20 protein-coding genes and 1 other annotated feature are annotated in these 20,207 nt (G+C 37.4%); of the genes, 17 read left to right on the forward strand and 3 right to left on the reverse strand.

The features are described 5' to 3' along the window. The first annotated feature begins 57 nt into the window (after window positions 1-57). From ACFQZ1_RS17630 to ACFQZ1_RS17650, 5 genes are all read left to right on the forward strand, one after another. Window positions 58-690 (forward strand): LysE family translocator, encoded by a 633-nt coding sequence (locus tag ACFQZ1_RS17630; protein ID WP_377883498.1) that lies wholly within the window; start codon window positions 58-60, stop codon window positions 688-690. A 235-nt stretch (window positions 691-925) separates the two neighbouring features. Beyond that, entirely contained in the window at window positions 926-1,504 is a 579-nt protein-coding gene (locus tag ACFQZ1_RS17635) for a maltose acetyltransferase domain-containing protein (protein WP_377883499.1), read from the forward strand. A 203-nt stretch (window positions 1,505-1,707) separates the two neighbouring features. Then, window positions 1,708-1,933: a binding site (T-box leader), on the forward strand. Window positions 1,934-1,999: 66 nt separating this feature from the next. Continuing rightward, window positions 2,000-3,256 (forward strand): tyrosine--tRNA ligase, encoded by a 1,257-nt coding sequence (gene tyrS / locus ACFQZ1_RS17640; protein ID WP_377883500.1) that lies wholly within the window; start codon window positions 2,000-2,002, stop codon window positions 3,254-3,256. 61 nt (window positions 3,257-3,317) lie between these two features. Beyond that, window positions 3,318-3,884 carry a mechanosensitive ion channel family protein gene (locus tag ACFQZ1_RS17645; protein WP_377883501.1) on the forward strand — a complete coding sequence of 189 codons (567 nt, stop codon included), beginning with the start codon at window positions 3,318-3,320 and terminating at the stop codon, window positions 3,882-3,884. A gap of 139 nt (window positions 3,885-4,023) precedes the next feature. Beyond that, window positions 4,024-4,176 carry a transporter gene (locus ACFQZ1_RS17650; protein WP_377883502.1) on the forward strand — a complete coding sequence of 51 codons (153 nt, stop codon included), beginning with the start codon at window positions 4,024-4,026 and terminating at the stop codon, window positions 4,174-4,176. Between the two features lie 51 nt (window positions 4,177-4,227). Here the strand turns inward: ACFQZ1_RS17650 and rpsD are convergent, their stop codons facing one another. Beyond that, complete coding sequence (gene rpsD / locus ACFQZ1_RS17655) at window positions 4,228-4,830, reverse strand: 30S ribosomal protein S4 (RefSeq protein ID WP_377883503.1); 603 nt, start codon at window positions 4,828-4,830, stop codon at window positions 4,228-4,230. Between the two features lie 350 nt (window positions 4,831-5,180). Here rpsD and megL point away from each other — a divergent pair, with 350 nt between their 5' ends. Then, a complete protein-coding gene (megL, locus tag ACFQZ1_RS17660) occupies window positions 5,181-6,356 on the forward strand; it encodes a methionine gamma-lyase (protein WP_377883504.1) in 1,176 nt (391 codons plus the stop codon). Window positions 6,357-6,368: 12 nt separating this feature from the next. Here megL and ACFQZ1_RS17665 read toward each other — a convergent pair whose 3' ends face one another. After that, the gene (locus ACFQZ1_RS17665) at window positions 6,369-6,848 is read right to left on the reverse strand and encodes a GAF domain-containing protein (RefSeq protein WP_377883505.1); all 480 of its coding nucleotides are present in this window, start codon (window positions 6,846-6,848) and stop codon (window positions 6,369-6,371) included. A gap of 233 nt (window positions 6,849-7,081) precedes the next feature. On the opposite strand from ACFQZ1_RS17665, the gene refZ reads away from it, so the two are divergent. From refZ to ACFQZ1_RS17700, 7 genes are all read left to right on the forward strand, one after another. Next, window positions 7,082-7,720 (forward strand): forespore capture DNA-binding protein RefZ, encoded by a 639-nt coding sequence (gene refZ / locus ACFQZ1_RS17670; protein ID WP_377883506.1) that lies wholly within the window; start codon window positions 7,082-7,084, stop codon window positions 7,718-7,720. Between the two features lie 515 nt (window positions 7,721-8,235). Beyond that, window positions 8,236-9,945: a septation ring formation regulator EzrA gene (gene ezrA, locus ACFQZ1_RS17675; protein ID WP_377883507.1), complete on the forward strand. Its 1,710-nt coding sequence runs from the start codon at window positions 8,236-8,238 to the stop codon at window positions 9,943-9,945. Window positions 9,946-10,159: 214 nt separating this feature from the next. Then, window positions 10,160-11,302 carry a cysteine desulfurase family protein gene (locus ACFQZ1_RS17680; RefSeq protein WP_377883508.1) on the forward strand — a complete coding sequence of 381 codons (1,143 nt, stop codon included), beginning with the start codon at window positions 10,160-10,162 and terminating at the stop codon, window positions 11,300-11,302. Window positions 11,303-11,308: 6 nt separating this feature from the next. Continuing rightward, complete coding sequence (thiI, locus tag ACFQZ1_RS17685) at window positions 11,309-12,523, forward strand: tRNA uracil 4-sulfurtransferase ThiI (protein WP_377883509.1); 1,215 nt, start codon at window positions 11,309-11,311, stop codon at window positions 12,521-12,523. A 79-nt stretch (window positions 12,524-12,602) separates the two neighbouring features. Further along, window positions 12,603-12,797: an alpha/beta-type small acid-soluble spore protein gene (locus ACFQZ1_RS17690; RefSeq protein ID WP_377883510.1), complete on the forward strand. Its 195-nt coding sequence runs from the start codon at window positions 12,603-12,605 to the stop codon at window positions 12,795-12,797. 252 nt (window positions 12,798-13,049) lie between these two features. Beyond that, on the forward strand, window positions 13,050-14,636 hold the full coding sequence (gene mbcS / locus ACFQZ1_RS17695; protein WP_377883542.1) for an acyl-CoA synthetase MbcS: 1,587 nt from the start codon (window positions 13,050-13,052) through the stop codon (window positions 14,634-14,636). Window positions 14,637-14,880: 244 nt separating this feature from the next. After that, the gene (locus ACFQZ1_RS17700; protein ID WP_377883511.1) at window positions 14,881-16,443 is read left to right on the forward strand and encodes an amidohydrolase; all 1,563 of its coding nucleotides are present in this window, start codon (window positions 14,881-14,883) and stop codon (window positions 16,441-16,443) included. A gap of 25 nt (window positions 16,444-16,468) precedes the next feature. Here ACFQZ1_RS17700 and ACFQZ1_RS17705 read toward each other — a convergent pair whose 3' ends face one another. After that, window positions 16,469-17,272, reverse strand: coding sequence for an NAD kinase (locus ACFQZ1_RS17705; RefSeq protein WP_377883512.1), 804 nt, complete (start codon window positions 17,270-17,272; stop codon window positions 16,469-16,471). Window positions 17,273-17,428: 156 nt separating this feature from the next. Here ACFQZ1_RS17705 and ACFQZ1_RS17710 point away from each other — a divergent pair, with 156 nt between their 5' ends. From ACFQZ1_RS17710 to ACFQZ1_RS17725, 4 genes are all read left to right on the forward strand, one after another. Next, window positions 17,429-18,058, forward strand: coding sequence for a DUF2953 domain-containing protein (locus ACFQZ1_RS17710; RefSeq protein ID WP_377883513.1), 630 nt, complete (start codon window positions 17,429-17,431; stop codon window positions 18,056-18,058). A 15-nt stretch (window positions 18,059-18,073) separates the two neighbouring features. Next, window positions 18,074-18,469 (forward strand): GerW family sporulation protein, encoded by a 396-nt coding sequence (gene ytfJ, locus ACFQZ1_RS17715; protein WP_377883514.1) that lies wholly within the window; start codon window positions 18,074-18,076, stop codon window positions 18,467-18,469. A gap of 127 nt (window positions 18,470-18,596) precedes the next feature. Then, entirely contained in the window at window positions 18,597-19,097 is a 501-nt protein-coding gene (gene tpx / locus ACFQZ1_RS17720) for a thiol peroxidase (RefSeq protein WP_377883515.1), read from the forward strand. 114 nt (window positions 19,098-19,211) lie between these two features. After that, a complete protein-coding gene (locus tag ACFQZ1_RS17725; protein ID WP_377883516.1) occupies window positions 19,212-20,198 on the forward strand; it encodes a class I SAM-dependent methyltransferase in 987 nt (328 codons plus the stop codon). Window positions 20,199-20,207 lie beyond the last annotated feature (9 nt).

Raw genomic sequence — 20,207 nt, forward strand, 5'->3', positions numbered from 1 at the left:
TGGGAGTCTTACTGCCCGTAAGTAGTGGGATAAAGAAAAGATGTAACCTGTGGAGGGATGTTAGTGACGCAATATTATCTTTTTGTTGCTATGTCAATTTTTCTTATTATTTTGCCAGGACCTGATACGGGATTAGTAACTCAGAATACAATACTGCAGGGAAAACAAGGCGGAATGAAAACTGTTTTTGGTATTCTATGTGGTTTAAGTATTCATACGTTAGCGGCTGTACTTGGGATTTCTGCAATTCTTGTTAAATCGGCATTTTTATTTTCTATTTTTAAGTATATTGGTGCTATTTATCTTATTTATTTAGGATGCGTATCACTATGGTCTATACGGAAGAAAGGAAAACAAACGGAGGATATTACAGTTAAAAATAAGTATCAGGGCGCTCCTTGCTTCCGGCAAGGTTTTCTTACTAATTTGTTAAATCCAAAAGTAGCTATTTTCTTTTTAACATTTTTACCACAATTTATACAACATGATGGAAATATGTTTTTTCAACTTTTTATTATGGGAATGACATATACGGTTTTAACTTTTCTATGGTTTATACTCTATATTTATTTAATCAATGCAATTCGGACATGGATGAAAAAGCCGTCTACAGAGCGGGCTATTCAAGGGATAAGCGGTTTTGTACTTTTGGCATTTGGTATTAAATTAGCGCTGGAAAAAAGACCGTAGTCATTTTCACAAGTAAAGCTCATTTCTCACTTATGGTTAGCCAAGCTAATCAAACCCCTGCTGTACGTTAGTGTGGGATAAAGTGAAACTGTGGAACTTAGAGGCTTGGGAGTTAAACTTGCCAACAGGCGACTTGTCTACGATGGAGGATTAAATAAGAAAGGTCTGAACCAATTGTGGTTCAGACCTTTCTTATTTTTGGTATGTTAATATAAAAATGAAAGAACTTATATATATGTGTTTAAGGAGGGAGATTGTGAGAACGGAAAAAGAAAAGATGATATGTGGTGAAATGTATGCAGCCGCTGATCCAGTACTAGCACAAGAGCGAGAGTGTGCCCGAACATTAACAAGAAAGTTGAATGAAATACCAGAAACAAAACATGAGGAGCGGCGAGCAATCGTAAAAGAGTTATTTGGCTCAACTGGTGATAGCATTCATATTGAGTCTTCCTTTAAATGTGATTATGGCTATAACATTCATGTTGGAGAAAATTTTTATGCAAATTTTGATTGTGTGATTTTAGATGTGTGCCCAGTAGTAATAGGGGATAATTGCTTAATGGCTCCAGGTGTCCATATTTACACAGCGACGCATCCTCTTAATCCAATTGAACGAGCAAGCGGCGTAGAATTTGGTAAACCTGTTACAATTGGCAATAACGTATGGATTGGTGGAAGAGCTGTCATTAATCCGGGTGTCACAATTGGAGATAATGTAGTGATTGCATCTGGTGCAGTTGTAACGAAGGATATACGAGATAATGTGGTAGTAGGAGGCAACCCTGCAAGAGTAATTAAAGAAATAAAGTAAAACTTCCCTCAGTGGGGAGCTTCATCCCCTATTGAGGGAAAGCCCTCTCAATTGTGCTTCATGTATCATTATTAGCGGGTCTTCAGATTCTTTCTTTGATTACGATATTCATTGCGAGTTTGTAAGGTGATTGAACGCAGAGAAACTTCCAGCTCTATTTGACATGTCTATATAAATGATGGTATAAAGAAAAGTATATAAATAATTGAGCGTGGAAAGGGAACAGTAGTGATCATTTCCCTGTTTTAGAGAGCTGATGGTCGGTGAAAATCAGCACATAAATGATCGCGAATTACACCTCTGGAGCATCTTTCTTCGATTGGATTTCATCCGAAAGGGGAAAGACGGTGATGAGCCGTTATGTGAATGAAGTGGCAGGTTTTTTCCTGTAACTAGGGTGGTAACGCGATGAGTAAAATCGTCCCTTATTGAAGGGGGCGATTTTTTTATGGTTTTAAATTCCGCGCAGAAACTATTTCTAAAGGAGTGAATTTGATGAACATTTTACAAGATCTTGAGTTCCGTGGTCTAATTAACCAACAAACGGATGCAGAAGGTTTACAAGAGTTGTTAGAGAAAGAAAGTGTGAAATTATACTGTGGTTTTGACCCAACAGCTGACAGTTTACATATTGGTCATATGCTTCCAATTTTAATACTACGCCGCTTCCAACAAGCGGGACATCAACCAATCGCACTTGTTGGCGGAGGTACAGGTTTAATCGGTGACCCGAGTGGTAAAAAAGCAGAGCGTACATTAAATGAAAAAGAAACAGTTGCCTTTTTCAGTGAGCGCATTAAAGAGCAGCTTTCTAGCTTCTTAGACTTTGAAAAAGCAGGAAATCCAGCGATTATCGCAAACAACTACGATTGGATCGGTTCTTTAGACTTAATCACGTTCTTACGTGATATCGGTAAAAACTTTGGCTTAAACTACATGTTAGCGAAAGATACAGTTGCATCTCGCTTAGAAACAGGTATCTCGTTTACAGAGTTTAGCTACATGATTTTACAATCATACGATTTCTTGAATTTATACCAAACGTACAATTGTAAATTACAAATCGGTGGTAGTGACCAATGGGGTAACATTACAGCTGGTCTGGAATTAATCCGTAAATCAGAAGAAGATGCGAAGGCATTTGGATTAACAGTACCACTTGTAACGAAATCTGACGGTACGAAGTTTGGTAAAACAGAAGGCGGAGCAGTTTGGTTAGACCCAGAAAAAACGACACCTTACGAGTTCTACCAATTCTGGATTAATACAGATGACCGCGATGTTGTTAAATACTTAAAATACTTTACATTCTTATCTCATGAAGAGATTCTTGAGTTAGAAAAACAAGTAGCAGAAGCACCAGAAAAACGTGAAGCACAAAAAGCATTAGCTTCTGAAATGACAAAACTTGTTCACGGTGAAGCAGCATTAGAGCAAGCAATTAAAATTTCAGCAGCGCTATTTAGCGGTTCTGTTGCAGAATTAACAGCAGCGGAAATCGAACAAGGCTTTAAGGATGTACCATCTGTGGAGCGTAACACAGAAGATGCATTACTAGTGGATGTACTGGTAGAAAGTAAAATTTCACCATCAAAACGTCAAGCGCGTGAAGACATTACAAATGGCGCGGTTTATGTGAATGGTGAACGTACACAAGAGTTAGACTACACTGTAACAGAAAAAGACCGCATTGAAGATAAGTTTACAATTATTCGCCGCGGTAAGAAAAAATATTTCTTAATTCGTTACTAATGTGCGAAAAAGCGTAAGAATTCTTACGCTTTTTGCATTTTGAAGGAGAGGAGTTAATCTTATGGATATTCAGAAAATTTTAGAAGATTATGTTTTAAACCCAGAAAAATTAATGAGCTTTGGGGGAACTATCCTAAGAATAATTATTATTTTTATTGTAGCAAAAGTGATTATTCGCGTAGCTTGTGTAGGAATTGAACAAATTTTTAAGATGAGCAGCAAAGCGCCTGTGCGTACGAATGAAAGACGTGAGGCGACATTAACGAAGCTTTGTCAAAATATTGTTCATTATGTTGTGTATTTTATGGTAGCTATGACGATTTTAGATACAGTAGGAATCGATATTAAAGCACTCCTTGCTGGGGTGAGTGTTGCTGGTTTAGCAATTGGTTTTGGTGCACAAAACTTAGTAAAAGACGTTGTAACAGGATTCTTCATTATTTTTGAAGATCAATTTTCAGTTGGCGATAAAGTGAAAATTAATGATATCGATGGTATCATTGAAGAAGTAGGGCTTCGTACGACGCAGCTAATTGCAGAAAACGGAGAGATTTACTTCATTGCAAACAGCTCAATTACAAAAGTTGCGAACTACTCTTTAGGGGAAAAGCGTAAAGAGATAGCGTAAGAGAATATATATAAGACTTCGGTATGTGATACCGGAGTCTTTTTTTGTTCGAAAATTTTCAGTATGTTCACTTCAAGTTCATAACAAATGTGTATGATACATATATATCATAAGTGATAGAAAAAAGGAGCTTAACTATATGTCACTAGAAGCATTAATTATCTTCTCGTTGCTGAACGCAGGACAATTAGCAGAGAATGAAAAAACTCACTTACAAAAGACTCAAAGTGAACAACATGTTTATGTAGAGAAACCGGAACGTAATGAAACCATGAATATAAAGCTTAAATAAGAATTTTTATAAAACGAAAAAAGCCAATCCAAAAGGATTGGCTTTTCATCATTAACGAGAGTAGAACTCTACGATTAACGCTTCGTTGATTTCAGCAGCTAGCTCAGCGCGCTCTGGTAAGCGAGTGAAAGTAGCTACTAATTTGTCAGCATCGAAAGTTAAGTACTCAGGTACGAAGTTGTTAACTTCAACTGCTTCTTTAACAACAGCTAGGTTTTGAGACTTTTCGCGAAGGCTGATTGTTTGGCCTGGTTTAACGCGGTAAGATGGGATATCAACACGAGCGCCATCTACCATGATGTGGCCGTGGTTTACTAATTGACGAGCAGCGCGACGAGTGCGAGTTAAGCCCATGCGGTAAACTAGGTTATCAAGGCGAGCTTCAAGAAGGATCATGAAGTTTTCACCGTGTTTACCTTTCATTTTACCAGCTTGGTCAAATGTGCGACGGAATTGACGCTCAGTCATGCCGTACATGTGACGAAGTTTTTGTTTCTCTTGTAATTGTAAACCGTATTCTGAAAGTTTCTTACGTTGGTTAGGACCGTGTGGACCTGGTGCGTAAGGGCGTTTTTCTAATTCTTTACCTGTGCCGCTTAGAGAGATTCCAAGACGACGAGAAAGTTTCCAAGATGGACCTGTATAACGAGCCATGAATGACTCCTCCTTTAAATGTTTTTATTTTTGTAAAATAAAAACAGACGTAATTGACATTTATGCGCATTTCATTTTCATGTATCCTCGCTCCAGCAGCAGGGAGTTACACGATACACCTCTTCATGAGGAACAAAATACAAACAATAAACTCACATTACAAGGCTGCCTTTTTATTTTACACAAAGGCTATTATATCTGTTTATTAGGAGGGCGTCAAGAACATCAAATTTCATTTTATACATTTAAATTTTGGAAAAGTGCAAGAAGGAATTTTGTGCATGCTCATGGAAAGGATAGCAACAGATAGAAAACGCTTACATAACATGGAGTATAAGGGGGATGTTTGTATGAAAAAGAAACATATCGAAACGACGTTAGTTCATCACGGGTATGATGCTAAGCAGCATAAAGGGAGTTTAACACCGCCGTTATTTCAAACATCTACGTATACATTTGAAACAGCTGAGCAAGGGGAAGCAAGCTTTGCTGGATATGATTCAGCTCACATTTATTCTAGACTTGGCAATCCAACAGTCGAATTATTTGAAGAAAGAATGGCAGCGCTAGAAGGCGGGGCAGCTGCGCTTGCGTTTGGCTCCGGAATGGCAGCTATTTCAGGGACTCTTTTAGCCTTTTTAAAAGCGGGAGATCATATTGTTTGTTCTAACGGATTATACGGTTGTACGTATGGATTTTTAGAAGTGCTAGAGGAGAAGTTTGCAATTACGCATACGTTATGTGAGATGGATACAGAAACAGAGATTACAAATAGTATTCAACCGAATACGAAGATTATTTTCGTAGAAACACCGATTAATCCAACGATGAAACTCATTGATTTAGAACTTGTTGTAAAAGTAGCAAAGAAGCATGGGCTGCTTGTTATTGTTGATAATACGTTTTGTTCACCGTATTTACAAAGACCGCTTACAATAGGTTGCGATGTTGTTTTGCATAGTGCGACAAAATATATTGGCGGTCATGGTGATGTTGTCGCGGGTGTTACGATTTGTAAAACGAAAGAACTTGCTGAAAAAATTCGTCCGATTCGTAAAGATGTTGGAGGAATTATGTCACCATTTGATGCATGGCTGCTTTTGCGAGGGCTAAAAACATTAGCAGTGCGAATGGATCGTCACTCTGAAAATGCAGAAAAGATTGTTGCTTTTCTTCGAAATCATGAATTAATAGAAGATGTTTGGTATCCAGAAGGAATGCTTGCAAATAGACAAATGAAGCGCGGGGGCGGTGTGCTGTCGTTTACAGTAAAAGGTGGAAAAGAAGAGGCACAGGCTTTAATGGATAACTTAAAATTAATTGCGATTGCTGTGAGCCTTGGTGATACAGAAACGTTAATTCAGCATCCAGCAACGATGACACATGCGGTTATTCCAAAGCATATTCGTGAGCAGATGGGCATTTATGATAATTTACTACGCTTATCCGCAGGACTTGAGGCGTGGGAAGATATTGTAGTGGACTTAGCAGAGGCGCTGCAAAAAGAAAAAACGGCTCTATCTTAAGAGCCGTTTTTTTTATATATGTTTTAACAAAGTTTCTACAAATTTCTCTAAATATGTTTGATCAATTTCATCAAAACGACTCTTATTTGGGCTATCGATGTCTAGTACGCCGATGACTTCATCGTTTTTAATAAGTGGTACAACAATTTCTGAATTAGAAGCTGCATCACAGGCGATATGCCCGGGGAACTGATGAACATCAGCGACAAGTTGCGTCGTTTTTGTTTCTGCTGCTACGCCGCATACACCACGGCCAAATGGGATACGAACGCAAGCTGGTAATCCTTGAAATGGTCCAAGTACAAGCTGATTCCCTTCTGTTACATAAAAGCCCACCCAGTTAATATCTTGTAAAAACACGTTGAGTAAAGCAGATGCATTTGCTAAGTTAGCTACTACATTTGACTCACCTGTTAATAATGCATCGAGCTGTTTGATTACTGTTTCGTATTGCTCCTCGCGTGTACCTGTATATCCTTCTGATGTAAACATAAAAACGCCGCCCTTTCCCTAAAAAAATGTAAAATCGTGGCAAAATAAGCTATAATTCGCACGACTTTGTCGATAGAAAATTAAAGGAATTTGTCTCAAAAGTCAAGAAATTTACATAAACAGTGAAACTTCCATCAGCAGAGGGGGCATCCTTGGTTGATGGTTAGTTGAACTAACCGGGCTCTTACTGCTTGTTAAAGGATAAAAGCTGTTCGATGAAAGGGAGTGAGTGCGTGACACAGGTGAGACAGAAGATTATCGATGCGGCAATTTCGCTATTTTATGCGAAAGGATATGATGGTACATCGGTGCGTGATATAGCAAAACAAGCAAATGTCAATGCAGCGAATATTTCATATTATTTTGCTGGAAAACAAGGATTGTTGGAACAGTTGGTGTCAGATTTTTTAGAGGGGTACTTACGTGTAATTGAAATAACATTTGAACGGCGGAATTTTTTATCTTCAAAAGAAGTATTATTTCAGATAGTACGCAATATTTTACAATATCAATTTGAGCGAAGAGAGCTTACTCGTTTCTTTTACAGAGAACTTTCATTAGATAGCACATTAATTCGAGAAGTAATGACGATTTACTTTTCAAAAGAGAGATATTATGTGGAACAACTTATTAGACAAGGTCAGGAAAATAAAGAGTTTCAAAAAATATCCTTCACGATGTTTATGACACAGCTGAAGGGAATGATTAGTATGCCGTATTTATATCCGCAATATATATCAGAAGTGCTGCATTCATTTCCGTCAGAAGTATTTTTTATTGAAATGTATATGAAGGAAGTAGAGCAGTGGATGGAGCAAACTCTTTGTATAGAGCGTTCACATTTTCCCCTGCCGAGAGCGGCTTATGTATAAAGAAAATCGAAAAACATAAAAACAGCTTGTTACCAGTATATATGGGAACGAGCTGTTTTTTATTTATCCCGCATTAGCGGGCAGTAAGCCTTGGATTGGCTCAGCTAACCATCAGTGAAGGATAAAGAAAATACGGAATAATGGAAGTTTCACTATATTTCCTAATGAAATAGTATCTTCTTTTTTGTATTCCTATATAGTAGTATATCAATAAAGAGAAAATAGTACTTACTTTATCCCGCATTAACGGGCGGTAAGACATCTCACTTTATAGTAGAAAAGAAATATTGTTTTTAGCAATGATAAACTTTAGTTAGAGGTGTATCTATAATGGAGTTAGAAGTAGTAAATTCTTTCATGAAATTTTTCTAAAAACTAGGCCAAAAACATATAATTACATGGTATGATTAGTACATTGCCAGTTGTTAAATATAGGGGATTTTCCTTTTCTTACATAACGCCTTCCATTTCAAAAACGGAACGGACAAAAAACAAGATAAATAGGAGGCTTTTGAATGGATTCAATTTTAACGATCGTTATCATCATAGTAAGCGCTATTTTGCTCTTTCTCATAGTAGAGCTTGTGATGAGAAATCGTTTATATAAAGATATCGAGGCATTAAAGCAATGGCTACAAGAAATTAAGGATAAGCCTGTTGCAGATGAATTGAAGAGAGTAAAAGAGTTAAATATGACCGGGCAAACAGAAGAACTGTTTGGGAAATGGCGAAATGAATGGGATGAAATTGTTGCTAATATTCTTCCGAAAGCGGAAAAAGAATTAGCGAGCGCTCAAAAACTTGCTGGGCAATTTTCCTTCCGAAAAGCAAAGCATATAATGAATGAATCCATTAGCGGTTTAGATGAAGCAGATCATCAGATTACTGATATTTTAAATGAATTGCAAGAGTTGTTGGAAAGCTATGAGAAAAACAACTCAGAAATTGAACAGTTACGTGATACATATCGGAATATGAAAAAGAGCGTACTTGCTCATCGACATATGTTTGGCTCGGCAGAAAATAAAATAGAAGAGTTACTTGATGTAGAGTCGAAGAAATTTCAAACGTTTGAAGAAGCTACTCAAAATGGAGATTATTTAAAAGCGCGTGAGATTGTTGTGAGTTTAGAAGAAGGACTTTCAAATTTAGAACTGATTGTGCATGAAGTGCCTGATCTATTGGTAGAATGTCAAGCGACCTTACCGGTACAATTAGAAGATCTAACGCAAGGTCATGACGATATGAAAAAGCAAGGTTATGTATTAAATCATTTAGAAATCCCAAAAGAAGTAAGAGAGATGAACAAACAACTGCAAACATGTCTTGCGGACTTAGAATATCTACATGTGTTGGAAGCAAAGGAAAAAATCGATGTTTTAAAAGCACAGCTCGATACGTTATACGAACAATTGGAATTAGAAGTGAGAGCGAAATACTATGTTGAACAGCATACAGAAACTGTATATGAAGATCTAGAAACAATTCGAGAGCAAGCACTGGAAACAAAAGCGGAAACACAATTTGTAAAGCAAAGTTATCAGCTGCAAGATAAAGATATTGAATCACAAAAAGTGGTTGAAAAACAAATGCATATTTTGATGAAGCGTTTTGAAGTATTACAACTTCGTATTGCGGAGCAAGATATTGCATTCTCTGTGATTCGAGAAGAGTTAGAGGAGATTTACGAGCAATGTGAAACATTAAAGGTACTTCATGATGAGTACAAAGATATGTTGCAAACAATGCGTAAAGATGAATTTGAAGCACGTGAAGCATTACGGGAAATGCGCCATACAATGATAGAAGCAAAACGTATGATGCAAAAATCAAATTTACCAGGTTTACCAGATAGCATCATGGTTGATTTGCAAAATGGTCAACAAGCGATGCAAAGTGTGTATGAGCAGCTAGAACTAAAACCGCTGAATATGAGCGCGGTAAATAATACGTTAGAAGAAGCGGTAGCGATTGTAAATGGTGTATATGAAGCAACGCAAGAATTAATTGAACAAGCACATTTAGTAGAGAAGTTAATTCAGTATGGTAACCGTTATCGCAGTCATGATGATATGTTGGCACAAAGTTTAGATAATGCTGAGCGGTTATTCCGTGAGTATGAATATGATGCAGCCCTAGAACAAGCAGCTTCGGTATTAGAACAAATTGAGCCAGGTGTTGTTCAAAAGATTGCTGAATTTGTTGATTTAGAACAAACTCCTTAATACATATTAAGGAGTTTGTTTTTTGTTTGCACAACTTTTGTATGCATGAGGATGTAATATTGCTATAATAAATAGCGGAATATGGATCGTTTTTTTAGCTATAGTAGAAAAGCATACTTCTGCTCTAATGATGGAAACTATACTCGTGCTTAGCGTAAACGCATGAACTTATGATATGATTGTGTGATGCGATATCGCTGAAAGGGGAAGAACGATGATCTATTTTGATAATAGTGCGACGACAAAACCATACCCGGAAGCCTTGCAATCTTATGTAACAGTTGCAGGAAAATATTTTGGGAATCCTTCTTCTATCCATTCCCTTGGAGGAGAATCAGAGCGCTTATTAACGCAATCACGTGCGATTGCAGCGCAGCTTCTTCGCGTAAAACCTTCAGAAATTATCTTTACGTCTGGAGGAACAGAAGGGAATAACCTTGCAATTAAGGGGATTGCGATGAGAAATCGCTCCCGCGGCAAGCATATGATTACAACAAATATTGAACACGCTTCTGTGTCTGAAGCATATAAACAGCTAGAAAATCTTGGTTTTGACGTTACATATTTACCTGTAAATGAAAACGGTGTTGTATCGGTAGAAGATGTAAAACGTGCTCTTCGAGAGGATACAATTCTTGTTTCTATGATTCATGTTAATAATGAAACAGGAGCGATTCAGCCTGTTGGTGAAATTGGGAAGTTGTTAGCGGACTATCCGAAAGTACGATTCCATGTAGATCACGTGCAAGGAATTGGAAAAGTACCGCTTGATTTGTATGAAAATCATATTGATCTTTGCACGATTTCGGGACATAAGTTCCATAGTGTAAAAGGGACAGGACTTTTATATGTTCGTGATGGTGTAAGGCTTGATCCGGTTTTATCAGGTGGTGGACAAGAGTTGCGTTACCGTTCTGGTACAGAAAACTTGCCGGGAATTGTTGCAATGATAAAAGCTTTGCGAATGACATTAGAAAAGCAGTCAGAGAATATCATGCATCTTCAAACATTAAAAGAAGAACTCATTCATGTTTTTAAAGATATGAAAGATGTCACAATTAATACGCCAAATGAACATACGGCACCACATATTTTAAACGTATCATTTGTAGGACTTAAGCCAGAAGTTGTTGTACATGCCTTAGAAGAACGTGATGTGTATGTATCAACAAAGTCTGCTTGTTCTTCAAAAGCAAACGAAGTCAGCCATGTTTTACTGGCGATGGGCTTGCCGCATGCAGTAGCAGCAAGTGCGATTCGTATAAGTTTAGCTGCGGAAAATACGATGGAAGAAGTAAAACAATTCGAAGGAATTATAAAAGAAACATTGCCAAAATTATATGAAGTGATGAGGTAAGGAAAGATGATGACATACGAATATATTTTAGTTCGTTACGGCGAAATGACAACAAAAGGAAAGAACCGTTCTAAGTTTGTGAGCACATTAAAAGATAATGTGAAACATAAATTAAAGAAATTTACAAACTTAAAAATTGATGCGACGCATGACCGCATGTATATTCAGTTAAATGGTGAAGATCATGAAGCGGTTGCGGAGAAATTAAAAGATGTGTTTGGTATTCATAAATTTAATTTAGCAATGAAAGTACCAACAGATTTAGAAGAAATTAAAAAAGGTGCACTTGCTGCTTTTCTGCAAGTAAAGCGTGATGTAAAAACATTTAAAATTACAGTTCATCGTTCTTATAAGCATTTCCCGATGCAAACGATGGAATTGCTTCCAGAAATCGGTGGGTATGTTTTACAAAATACAGAGGATATTACAGTAGATGTTCATAATCCAGATGTAAATATCCGTATTGAAATTCGAAGCGGTTATAGCTATATTATGTGTGATGAGCGCATGGGAGCTGGCGGTCTTCCCGTTGGTGTTGGCGGAAAAGTCATGCTTCTTCTCTCTGGTGGTATTGATAGCCCAGTTGCAGCCTACTTAACAATGAAGCGCGGCGTATCAGTGGAAGCTGTTCATTTTCATAGTCCGCCATTTACAAGCGAACGTGCAAAGCAGAAAGTTATCGACTTAGCACAGCAGTTAACGAAGTATTGTAAACGTGTGACACTTCATCTTGTACCGTTTACAGAAGTGCAAAAAACAATTAATAAAGAAATTCCATCTAGCTATTCAATGACAATTATGCGCCGTATGATGATGCGCATTGCAGAACGTATTGCAGAAGAGCGTAACGCACTTGCTCTTACGACAGGGGAAAGCCTTGGACAAGTGGCGAGTCAAACATTGGATAGTATGCATACGATTAACGAAGTGACGAATTATCCAATTATCCGTCCTCTTATTGCAATGGATAAGCTAGAAATTATTAAAATTGCAAATGAAATCGGCACGTATGACATTTCGATTCGTCCATATGAAGATTGTTGTACAGTATTTACTCCAGCTAGTCCAACAACAAAACCGAAGCGTGAAAAAGCAAATAAATTTGAATCATACTATGATTTTACGCCGCTTATTGAAGAGGCAGTTGCAAATACAGAAAAAATGGTATTACAAACAGTGGAAGTAGTAGCCGAAGAAGAACAATTTGAAGATTTATTTTAAAACCATAAATTACCATTAAAAGATATGTATGAAGTCATATGGTTTATCACACTCTATACTCACAAGGAGGTGATACCATATGGCAAACACAAATAAATTAGCAGTTCCTGGTGCAGAAACTGCTTTAGATCAAATGAAATACGAAATCGCTCAAGAGTTTGGTGTACAACTTGGGCCAGATTCAACATCTCGTGCTAACGGATCTGTTGGTGGCGAAATTACAAAACGTTTAGTTGCAATGGCTGAACAACAATTAGGCGGTTTTCAACGATAACAACCATATATAATGGCTTAGAGAGAGCGGGATTCCCCGCTCTTTCTTTTTGTTGTTTTCTGTCAAAAAATTAGAGAAAACATCTACTATTGTAGCCAACTAGTCAAAATATAAACCGATTTTTCAAAAGAAGATAGATTTAAATTAACAGAAAATTCTTTACTATCGACAGAAAACTCTTTATTATTGACAGAAAATTCTTTATTATTAAAAGGAAGTCGTATATTGTAAAGGGGGAAGCGTATGAGACGTGTGAGCCGCGAAGAATTATTAGCACCGCCGACGTATAACTTAGTAGAAGAGATGGAGCGTCATGCAAAGCAACCAAATAAGCTTGCGCTTATTTGGCAAGATGATCAAGGCAATAAAAAGAAAGTGACATATGGGGAATTGTTACAAGGGGCGAATAAAATTGGAAACGCTTTTATAAACAGTGGTTTGCAAAAAGGGGACAAGCTTCTAATTATGATGCCTCGTCTTATTGAAGCATATATGACGTATATTGCCGCAATTAAAGCGGGATTTGTTGTCATTCCAAGTTCAGAAATGCTGCGTAAAAAAGATATTGAATACCGCATTGCCCATGGAGAAGTAAAAGCGATTGTGAGTTATGAGCCGTATGTTAAACAATTCGACGGAATCGAAGCGATGAATTCACTTTGTAAATTTGTATTAAGTGAAGAACCGCTAGACGGTTGGAACAATATAAAGGAAGCGCTTGAAACAGAGAGTGACATACTAGAAGTGGCAAAGACAAACTGTGATGATATGGTCTTTTTATCCTATACATCTGGCACGACAGGCAATCCAAAAGGTGTTGTACATACACATGCTTGGGCGTATGCTCACCTTCGTACGAGCGCTGCAAATTGGTTAGCAATTGAAGAAAATGATGTTGTATGGGCAACAGCAAGTCCAGGATGGCAAAAGTGGGTTTGGAGTCCTTTTCTTGCAACGCTTGGTTCAGGCGCAACGGGATTTGTGTATCACGGGAAATTTGACCCGGCAACATATTTACAATTATTAAGCGATAATAAAGTAAATGTATTGTGCTGTACGCCGACTGAATATCGTTTAATGGCAAAAATAGAAAACTTGCAGCAATATGACTTGTCTTCCTTGCATAGTGCTGTTTCAGCAGGAGAGCCATTGAACAGAGAGGTTATTGATACATTCCGAAATTACTTTCATGTAACGGTTCGCGATGGTTATGGTCAAACAGAAAATACATTACTTGTTGGTGTATTAAAAGGAATGGAGACAAAGCCTGGTTCGATGGGAAAACCAACGCCAGGTAATCATGTTGATATTGTTGATGAAGATGGTAAACCAGTTCTTCCGGGAGAAGTAGGAGATATTGCGGTACACATTAAAACACCCGCATTATTTAGGCAGTATTATAAAGATCCAGAACGTACAACTATGCAATTTCGCGGTGATTATTATATTACAGGTGATCAGGCGAAAAAGGATGAAGATGGCTACTTCTGGTTTGAAGGGCGAGGCGACGATATTATTATTAGTTCTGGTTATACAATTGGACCGTTTGAAGTGGAAGATGCACTTGTGAAGCATCCATACGTAAGAGAGTGTGCTGTTGTGGCAAGTCCAGATGAAATAAGAGGGAATGTCGTAAAAGCCTTCATTGTTTTACAAGAGGGGGTAGAAAAACAAGATGACATGTTAATTCCGCTTCTTCAAGAGCATGTGAAAGAATTAACAGCACCTTACAAATATCCGAGAAAGATTGAATTTGTGAAAGAACTTCCAAAAACAATTTCCGGTAAAATTCGCCGCGTAGAATTGCGAAAACGTGAAATGGAATTAGCTTCGAAGTAAGGCGAAACTTCCATCAGTGGGTCTACTGATGGAAAGCCTGCCCGCTCGGCCTTTTACGGGCAGTTCCCCCTTACCTATCTTCCACAGTTTTTTCCGAATCTTAAGGTGGGGTCTTACTGCCCGCTAATAGCGGAGTAAAGAAGAATTGTAAGTACGAAAGAATTGTAGGCAGAGAAATCTGTCTGCTTTTTTTCTTGCTTACAATTTCGTACACTAAAAAGTAAGAAGCAAAGGGGGAGAAAAAATGGGAGAACTTTGGTATGGCGGGAAGATTTATACGATGGAAGAAGAAGGGATAACTGTAGAAGCTGTTTATGTAGAAAATGGTAAGATTATTGCCGTTGGAACAAGAGAAGAGTTAGAAGCTCGTTATCATCCGAAGCAGTTATTTAATGTAGAAGGAAAAACAATGCTCCCTGGTCTTGTCGATAGTCATATGCATCTTATTGGACATGGAGAACGATTGCTTCGCTTAGATTTATCGACATGTACATCCTATCAAGAAGTGTTACATCTTGTTGCTGAGCGAATAAAAACAGCTAAACAAGGAGAATGGATTATTGGAGAGGGCTGGAATGAAAATAATTTTACAGATCGAAAAGACATACATAAACGTGATTTAGATATTTTGTCACTTCATCATCCTATTTTATTGAAACGCGTCTGTCGTCATGTGACTTGGGTAAATTCCTATGTTCTTGAGAAAGCAGAGATTTTGCAAGGGGTAGAAGATCCGAAAGGCGGGAAAATTGGGCGTGATAAAACTGGTGAATTCACCGGTTTATTGTACGAACAAGCACAGGATTTAATTACTCATATTCAACCAGAAATTGATGCAGCGTATTTAACCAACGCATTGAAAACAGCCATTCAAGATTGTTGGAAATACGGATTAGTTGGTGGACATACAGAAGACTTAAACTATTACGGTGGTTTTCAAAAAACATATAAGGCCTTTGCAGAAGTGATTCGAGATATGCCGTTTAAAGCACACCTTCTAGTTCATCATGAGGTGGCACATGAACGGGAGCGCTATGAGAGTACACATTATATTGAGTTTGGAGCAATGAAAATCTTTTCAGATGGTTCCTTTGGCGGACGAACAGCGCTGCTTAGTGAACCATATGAAGACGCAAAGGAAACGAATGGAGTTGCCATCTTTTCACGTGATGAACTTGCGCTACTTGTAAAACAAGCGAGAGAGTACCATATGCCTGTTGCGATTCATACAATTGGTGATTTATCACTTGAATATGTGATAGATGCGCTCGAAATGTATCCGCCAAAAGAAGGGCAGCGTGATCGCATTATTCACTGTCAGCTTGTAAGTAAAGAGTTAATTGAGAGAATGAAGAAGCTCCCTGCAATTTTAGATCTTCAACCTGTCTTCGTTTCTTCCGACTTTCCATCTGTTATTGAAAAACTAGGGGAGCATCGCCTTCGCTACGCATATGCATGGAAAACGCTGCTTCATGCTGGCTTACACTGCGCGGGTGGTTCTGATGCGCCGATTGAGCAAGTGAACCCGCTTCTAGGGATATACAGCGCTGTAACAAGGAATAGCTTTGTGGATGGAAAATGTTACATACCAGAGGAAAGGTTAACAGTATTCGAAGCTGCTTCGCTATTCACAACAGGAAGCGCATATGCGATTGGAAAAGAAGAAAGCCGCGGGAAAATTGCTGCAGGGTATGAAGCAGATTTTACTGTGCTAGACAGAGATATATTTGAAATTCAGGAAGAGGAAATAAAAGAGATAGACGTTATGATGACGGTTGTCGATGGTGAAATTGTATATAAGAAATAAAGGCGGCCTAGGCCGCCTTTATTTCTTATAAAAACGTTCTTTGTACTTTTTCCCAGAACGAATTATTTTTTAGTTTCACTGTTTTAATTTGCTTATCGCTTAAACGAACAACTGCTTTTTCGACTTGTTTAATACTTAATGCTTCGTTATCCATGCCCATGACAGGATAGTCGTTGCCACTTGGAGCTAATTTTAGTGTTAATGTACGATCATTGTTTAAGATAAACGGAGAACCAAGTGTACGGTACGTATTGTTATTTAAAGAAGCGATTTCACTCACTTGGAAACATGGAATTAATGGATCCACAACAGCTCCGTGTAGTGATTTATTATATGCTGTGCTTCCTGTTGGAGTAGAAACGACTAATCCATCGCCCCTGAATGTTTCAAAGTATAAGTCATCAACGTATACATCTAGTACAAATGTTTTAATAACGCTAGAGCGCAGTGAAAATTCATTTAAACAATAAAAAGATGTATCATGATCAACTGTTACTTGAATTGTTGGATATCTTCTTACTTCAATTTCATTTTTTGTGATTTCTTGAAGGGCGCTATCGACATGGTCAATGTGGAAGTCACAGTAAAAGGAAATATCATCTGTTGTCGAAACCCCTGCGTATAAACAATCTTCACGAAATCCTGTTTTTCTGACAGCCTGCAAGAATGTACTGTCGTCGCCAACACTAACGATAGCATTTGCGTGTTTTGGTTGGTCTAATATTGTAAATCCATTTTCTTCTAAAATGTCGTATACTGGTTTCATTTTTTCGACAAGTGTTGCTTTATCATCACCGTAAAAGAAAAATAAATTGCGACGATCTGCCATTTTGTATCCCTCCATGCAGTAAATAATATGTTTGAATACTATATTTCGATAAAAAGTATCAAAAATCCTCCTATTTTTAGAAAAATCTATATTTTCAATTTCGTTTAATCTTTTCATATTGTGTCGATAATGGATACGGAATGAAAGGATGGTACGATGAAGTGGCTTACGATTGGAATTGGAATACTCATTTTGTTCGTCTTGATTATTTTGTTATCGAAATTATCGCTGAAAATTAGTTTGTTATATACAGAAACAGAAAAACAATGTTTATTTCAAGTGAAAATATGGATGATTCATTATACATTTGATGTGCTTGAGCGGATAGAGAAACAACAAAAGAAAACAAATCAAAAAATTGAAAAAGCAGGAGAAGAAGGTGGAACAGAAGATAAGTTTGTAGCACTGCTTGACAGCATAGCCGAGATTATAAAAAGAATGCAAGAAATCCATACTATGTTTAAAGGTTTTCTTCAAAAAGTAAAAATCAAAAATTGGAGATGGCGTTCGCAAATTGGAACGGGTGATGCAGCGAGCACTGGGGTTGTAATAGGTTATGTATGGTCAGTAAAAGGAATGATTGTTGGTATTACTGGACATTATATGGACATTATCGGTGCACCGCAGCTTGAAATTACTCCAATTTTTCAAGGAAAAACTGTGGCATCACATTGTGAATTAACAGTTTCATTTCGTATATACCGTGCAGTGAGAACAGCAATTCGCATATTTGTATTATTGAAAAAACAAGGTGTTATTGCTACAGGTAATGCTATGCAGCAATAACTATAGGGGGATTATATGGAACATCCAATTCAAGGTTTAATGACAACAGCAATGCAACATTTAAATCATATGATTGATGTAAATACAATCGTTGGTGATCCAATTCAATCACCAGATGGAAGTGTCATCTTAACGGTTTCTAAAGTAAGCTTCGGCTTTGCGGCAGGTGGTAGTGAATTTGGAAAACTTGAAAACAATAATCATCATCCATTTGGCGGCGGTAGTGGCGGCGGCGTTTCCATTAATCCAATTGCTTTTCTTGTTGTAAATAGTGAAGGTGTGAAAGTACTTCACTTAGATAAACAGACGCATATACTTGATAAAATAATGGAATTAGCACCGCAAGCAGTCGATAAAGTGAAAGAAATGATGAACAAGCAAAAAGATGAACAACCGGAGTATGAAATATAAAAAAAGAAGCTAATCGATTGATTAGCTTCTTTTTTTATAAAACAGAGCGATTCATTTGCATTCTGTTTGCTGAACATCTATCATTTACACTGTACATATTTTGTTTTAGAAAAGGGAGGATTTTCAAATGGCAAACGTAACGTTTAAAGGAAACCCAATCACTTTAGTTGGAACAGAAGTTAAAGTAGGGGACCAAGCGCCTAACTTTCAAGTATTAGCAAATGATCTATCGAAAGTAAACTTAGAAACATACAAAGGTGCAGTGAAATTAATTAGTGTTGTACCATCTATCGATACAGGTGTATGTGATGCACAAACACGTCGTTTTAACGAAGATGCAGCTGGTATTGAAAACGCAAAAGTATTAACAATTAGCGTTGATTTACCATTCGCTCAAAAACGCTGGTGTGCAGCTAACGGTTTAGAAAATGTTGTAACACTTTCTGATCACCGTGACCTTTCTTTTGGCGAAGCATACGGTGTTGTAATGAAAGAACTTCGTTTACTTGCACGTGCAGTATTCGTAGTAGATAGCAATGATAAAGTTGTTTACGTAGAATATGTAAGCGAAGGTACAAGCCATCCAAATTACGAAGCAGCATTAGAAGCAGCAAAAGCTGCGAAGTAATGCGAAGAGTGAAAAGCGGCCTCTTGTGATAAGAGGTCGCTTTTTCTTTTGGAAAGAATTTAGAGTGTGGTATGATATAAGTTATGTGTATTTTAGTTTGAAGGAGGAGTTTTCGTGAGCTCAACAGTAGAAACAATATTTTCTATCTTTGATTCTTCTGCCGTAATTTTACGTAAAGAATTAGACATAACGTATTTAGAAGCGCTTGTAGAAACAGGTGATAATTTATTTGAAGGAACAATTTTACAAGAAGGATTAGAGCAGCCAACAATTGAGCGATTAGAGCGTGAATATAGCAAGTTTAATGAAGAAAACTATAAAGGCGAAGAGATTCGCAAAGCGTTCCAACTGGCCATTTTAAAAGGAATGAAAGATGGCGTACAAGCAAATCATGAAATGACGCCAGATGCAGTTGGTATGTTTATGAGCTATTTGTTCCATAAATTTATGAAGGGCCAAAAGGAAATGACTGTTTTAGATCCTGCAGTTGGAACAGGGAATTTATTGCTGACAATCTTTAACGGTTGCCCAGAAGGTACAAACGTGAGCGGATTTGGGGTAGATGTGGATGATTTGCTTGTTAAGCTTGCTTTAGTTAATGCAAATTTACAAAAACAAGCAGTTGAGTTTTTCAATCAAGATGGCTTAGCTCCTCTTTATATTGATCCAGTTGATGCAGTTGTGTGTGATTTACCAATTGGCTATTATCCAAACGAAATTGGTGCAAGTGAATACACTTTAAAAGCAGATGAAGGCATGTCTTATGCACACCATCTTTTTATTGAACAAAGTGTAAAACATGCAAAAGAAGGCGGATATTTATTTTTCTTAGTACCGAATTTCATATTTGAAAGTGATCAAGCGCCAAAACTTCATGCATTTATTAAAGAAACATGTTTTGTACAAGGGTTACTACAGCTACCTGTTTCCATGTTTAAAAACGAAAAAAATGCAAAAAGTATATTTGTTCTCCAAAAGAAGGGACAAGATACACAAATGCCAAAACAAGCGTTATTAGTAGAATTACCAAAATTCTCAAATATGACAGCGATGGAGAATATTATGAATCAAATTAATGGTTGGTTCGCTAAACAAAAGTAAACAATGTTT

Origin of the sequence: Bacillus sp. CGMCC 1.60114, assembly GCF_042676365.1 — a bacterium.
Classification (GTDB): domain Bacteria; phylum Bacillota; class Bacilli; order Bacillales; family Bacillaceae_G; genus Bacillus_A; species Bacillus_A rhizoplanae_A.

What these genes read in the sequence shown, in the direction of transcription:
- ACFQZ1_RS17705 (WP_377883512.1), bottom strand. Translation starts at nt 17,272, where the DNA reads ATGGCAGATCGTCGCAATTTATTTTTCTTTTACGGTGATGATAAAGCA.
- ACFQZ1_RS17690 (WP_377883510.1), top strand. Translation starts at nt 12,603, where the DNA reads ATGGCAAACACAAATAAATTAGCAGTTCCTGGTGCAGAAACTGCTTTA.
- tyrS (WP_377883500.1), top strand. Translation starts at nt 2,000, where the DNA reads ATGAACATTTTACAAGATCTTGAGTTCCGTGGTCTAATTAACCAACAA.
- thiI (WP_377883509.1), top strand. Translation starts at nt 11,309, where the DNA reads ATGATGACATACGAATATATTTTAGTTCGTTACGGCGAAATGACAACA.
- tpx (WP_377883515.1), top strand. Translation starts at nt 18,597, where the DNA reads ATGGCAAACGTAACGTTTAAAGGAAACCCAATCACTTTAGTTGGAACA.
- ACFQZ1_RS17665 (WP_377883505.1), bottom strand. Translation starts at nt 6,848, where the DNA reads ATGTTTACATCAGAAGGATATACAGGTACACGCGAGGAGCAATACGAA.
- ytfJ (WP_377883514.1), top strand. Translation starts at nt 18,074, where the DNA reads ATGGAACATCCAATTCAAGGTTTAATGACAACAGCAATGCAACATTTA.
- megL (WP_377883504.1), top strand. Translation starts at nt 5,181, where the DNA reads ATGAAAAAGAAACATATCGAAACGACGTTAGTTCATCACGGGTATGAT.
- rpsD (WP_377883503.1), bottom strand. Translation starts at nt 4,830, where the DNA reads ATGGCTCGTTATACAGGTCCATCTTGGAAACTTTCTCGTCGTCTTGGA.
- ACFQZ1_RS17700 (WP_377883511.1), top strand. Translation starts at nt 14,881, where the DNA reads ATGGGAGAACTTTGGTATGGCGGGAAGATTTATACGATGGAAGAAGAA.
- ACFQZ1_RS17630 (WP_377883498.1), top strand. Translation starts at nt 58, where the DNA reads ATGTTAGTGACGCAATATTATCTTTTTGTTGCTATGTCAATTTTTCTT.
- ACFQZ1_RS17645 (WP_377883501.1), top strand. Translation starts at nt 3,318, where the DNA reads ATGGATATTCAGAAAATTTTAGAAGATTATGTTTTAAACCCAGAAAAA.
- ACFQZ1_RS17680 (WP_377883508.1), top strand. Translation starts at nt 10,160, where the DNA reads ATGATCTATTTTGATAATAGTGCGACGACAAAACCATACCCGGAAGCC.
- ezrA (WP_377883507.1), top strand. Translation starts at nt 8,236, where the DNA reads ATGGATTCAATTTTAACGATCGTTATCATCATAGTAAGCGCTATTTTG.
- ACFQZ1_RS17710 (WP_377883513.1), top strand. Translation starts at nt 17,429, where the DNA reads ATGAAGTGGCTTACGATTGGAATTGGAATACTCATTTTGTTCGTCTTG.
- ACFQZ1_RS17635 (WP_377883499.1), top strand. Translation starts at nt 926, where the DNA reads ATGTGTTTAAGGAGGGAGATTGTGAGAACGGAAAAAGAAAAGATGATA.
- ACFQZ1_RS17650 (WP_377883502.1), top strand. Translation starts at nt 4,024, where the DNA reads ATGTCACTAGAAGCATTAATTATCTTCTCGTTGCTGAACGCAGGACAA.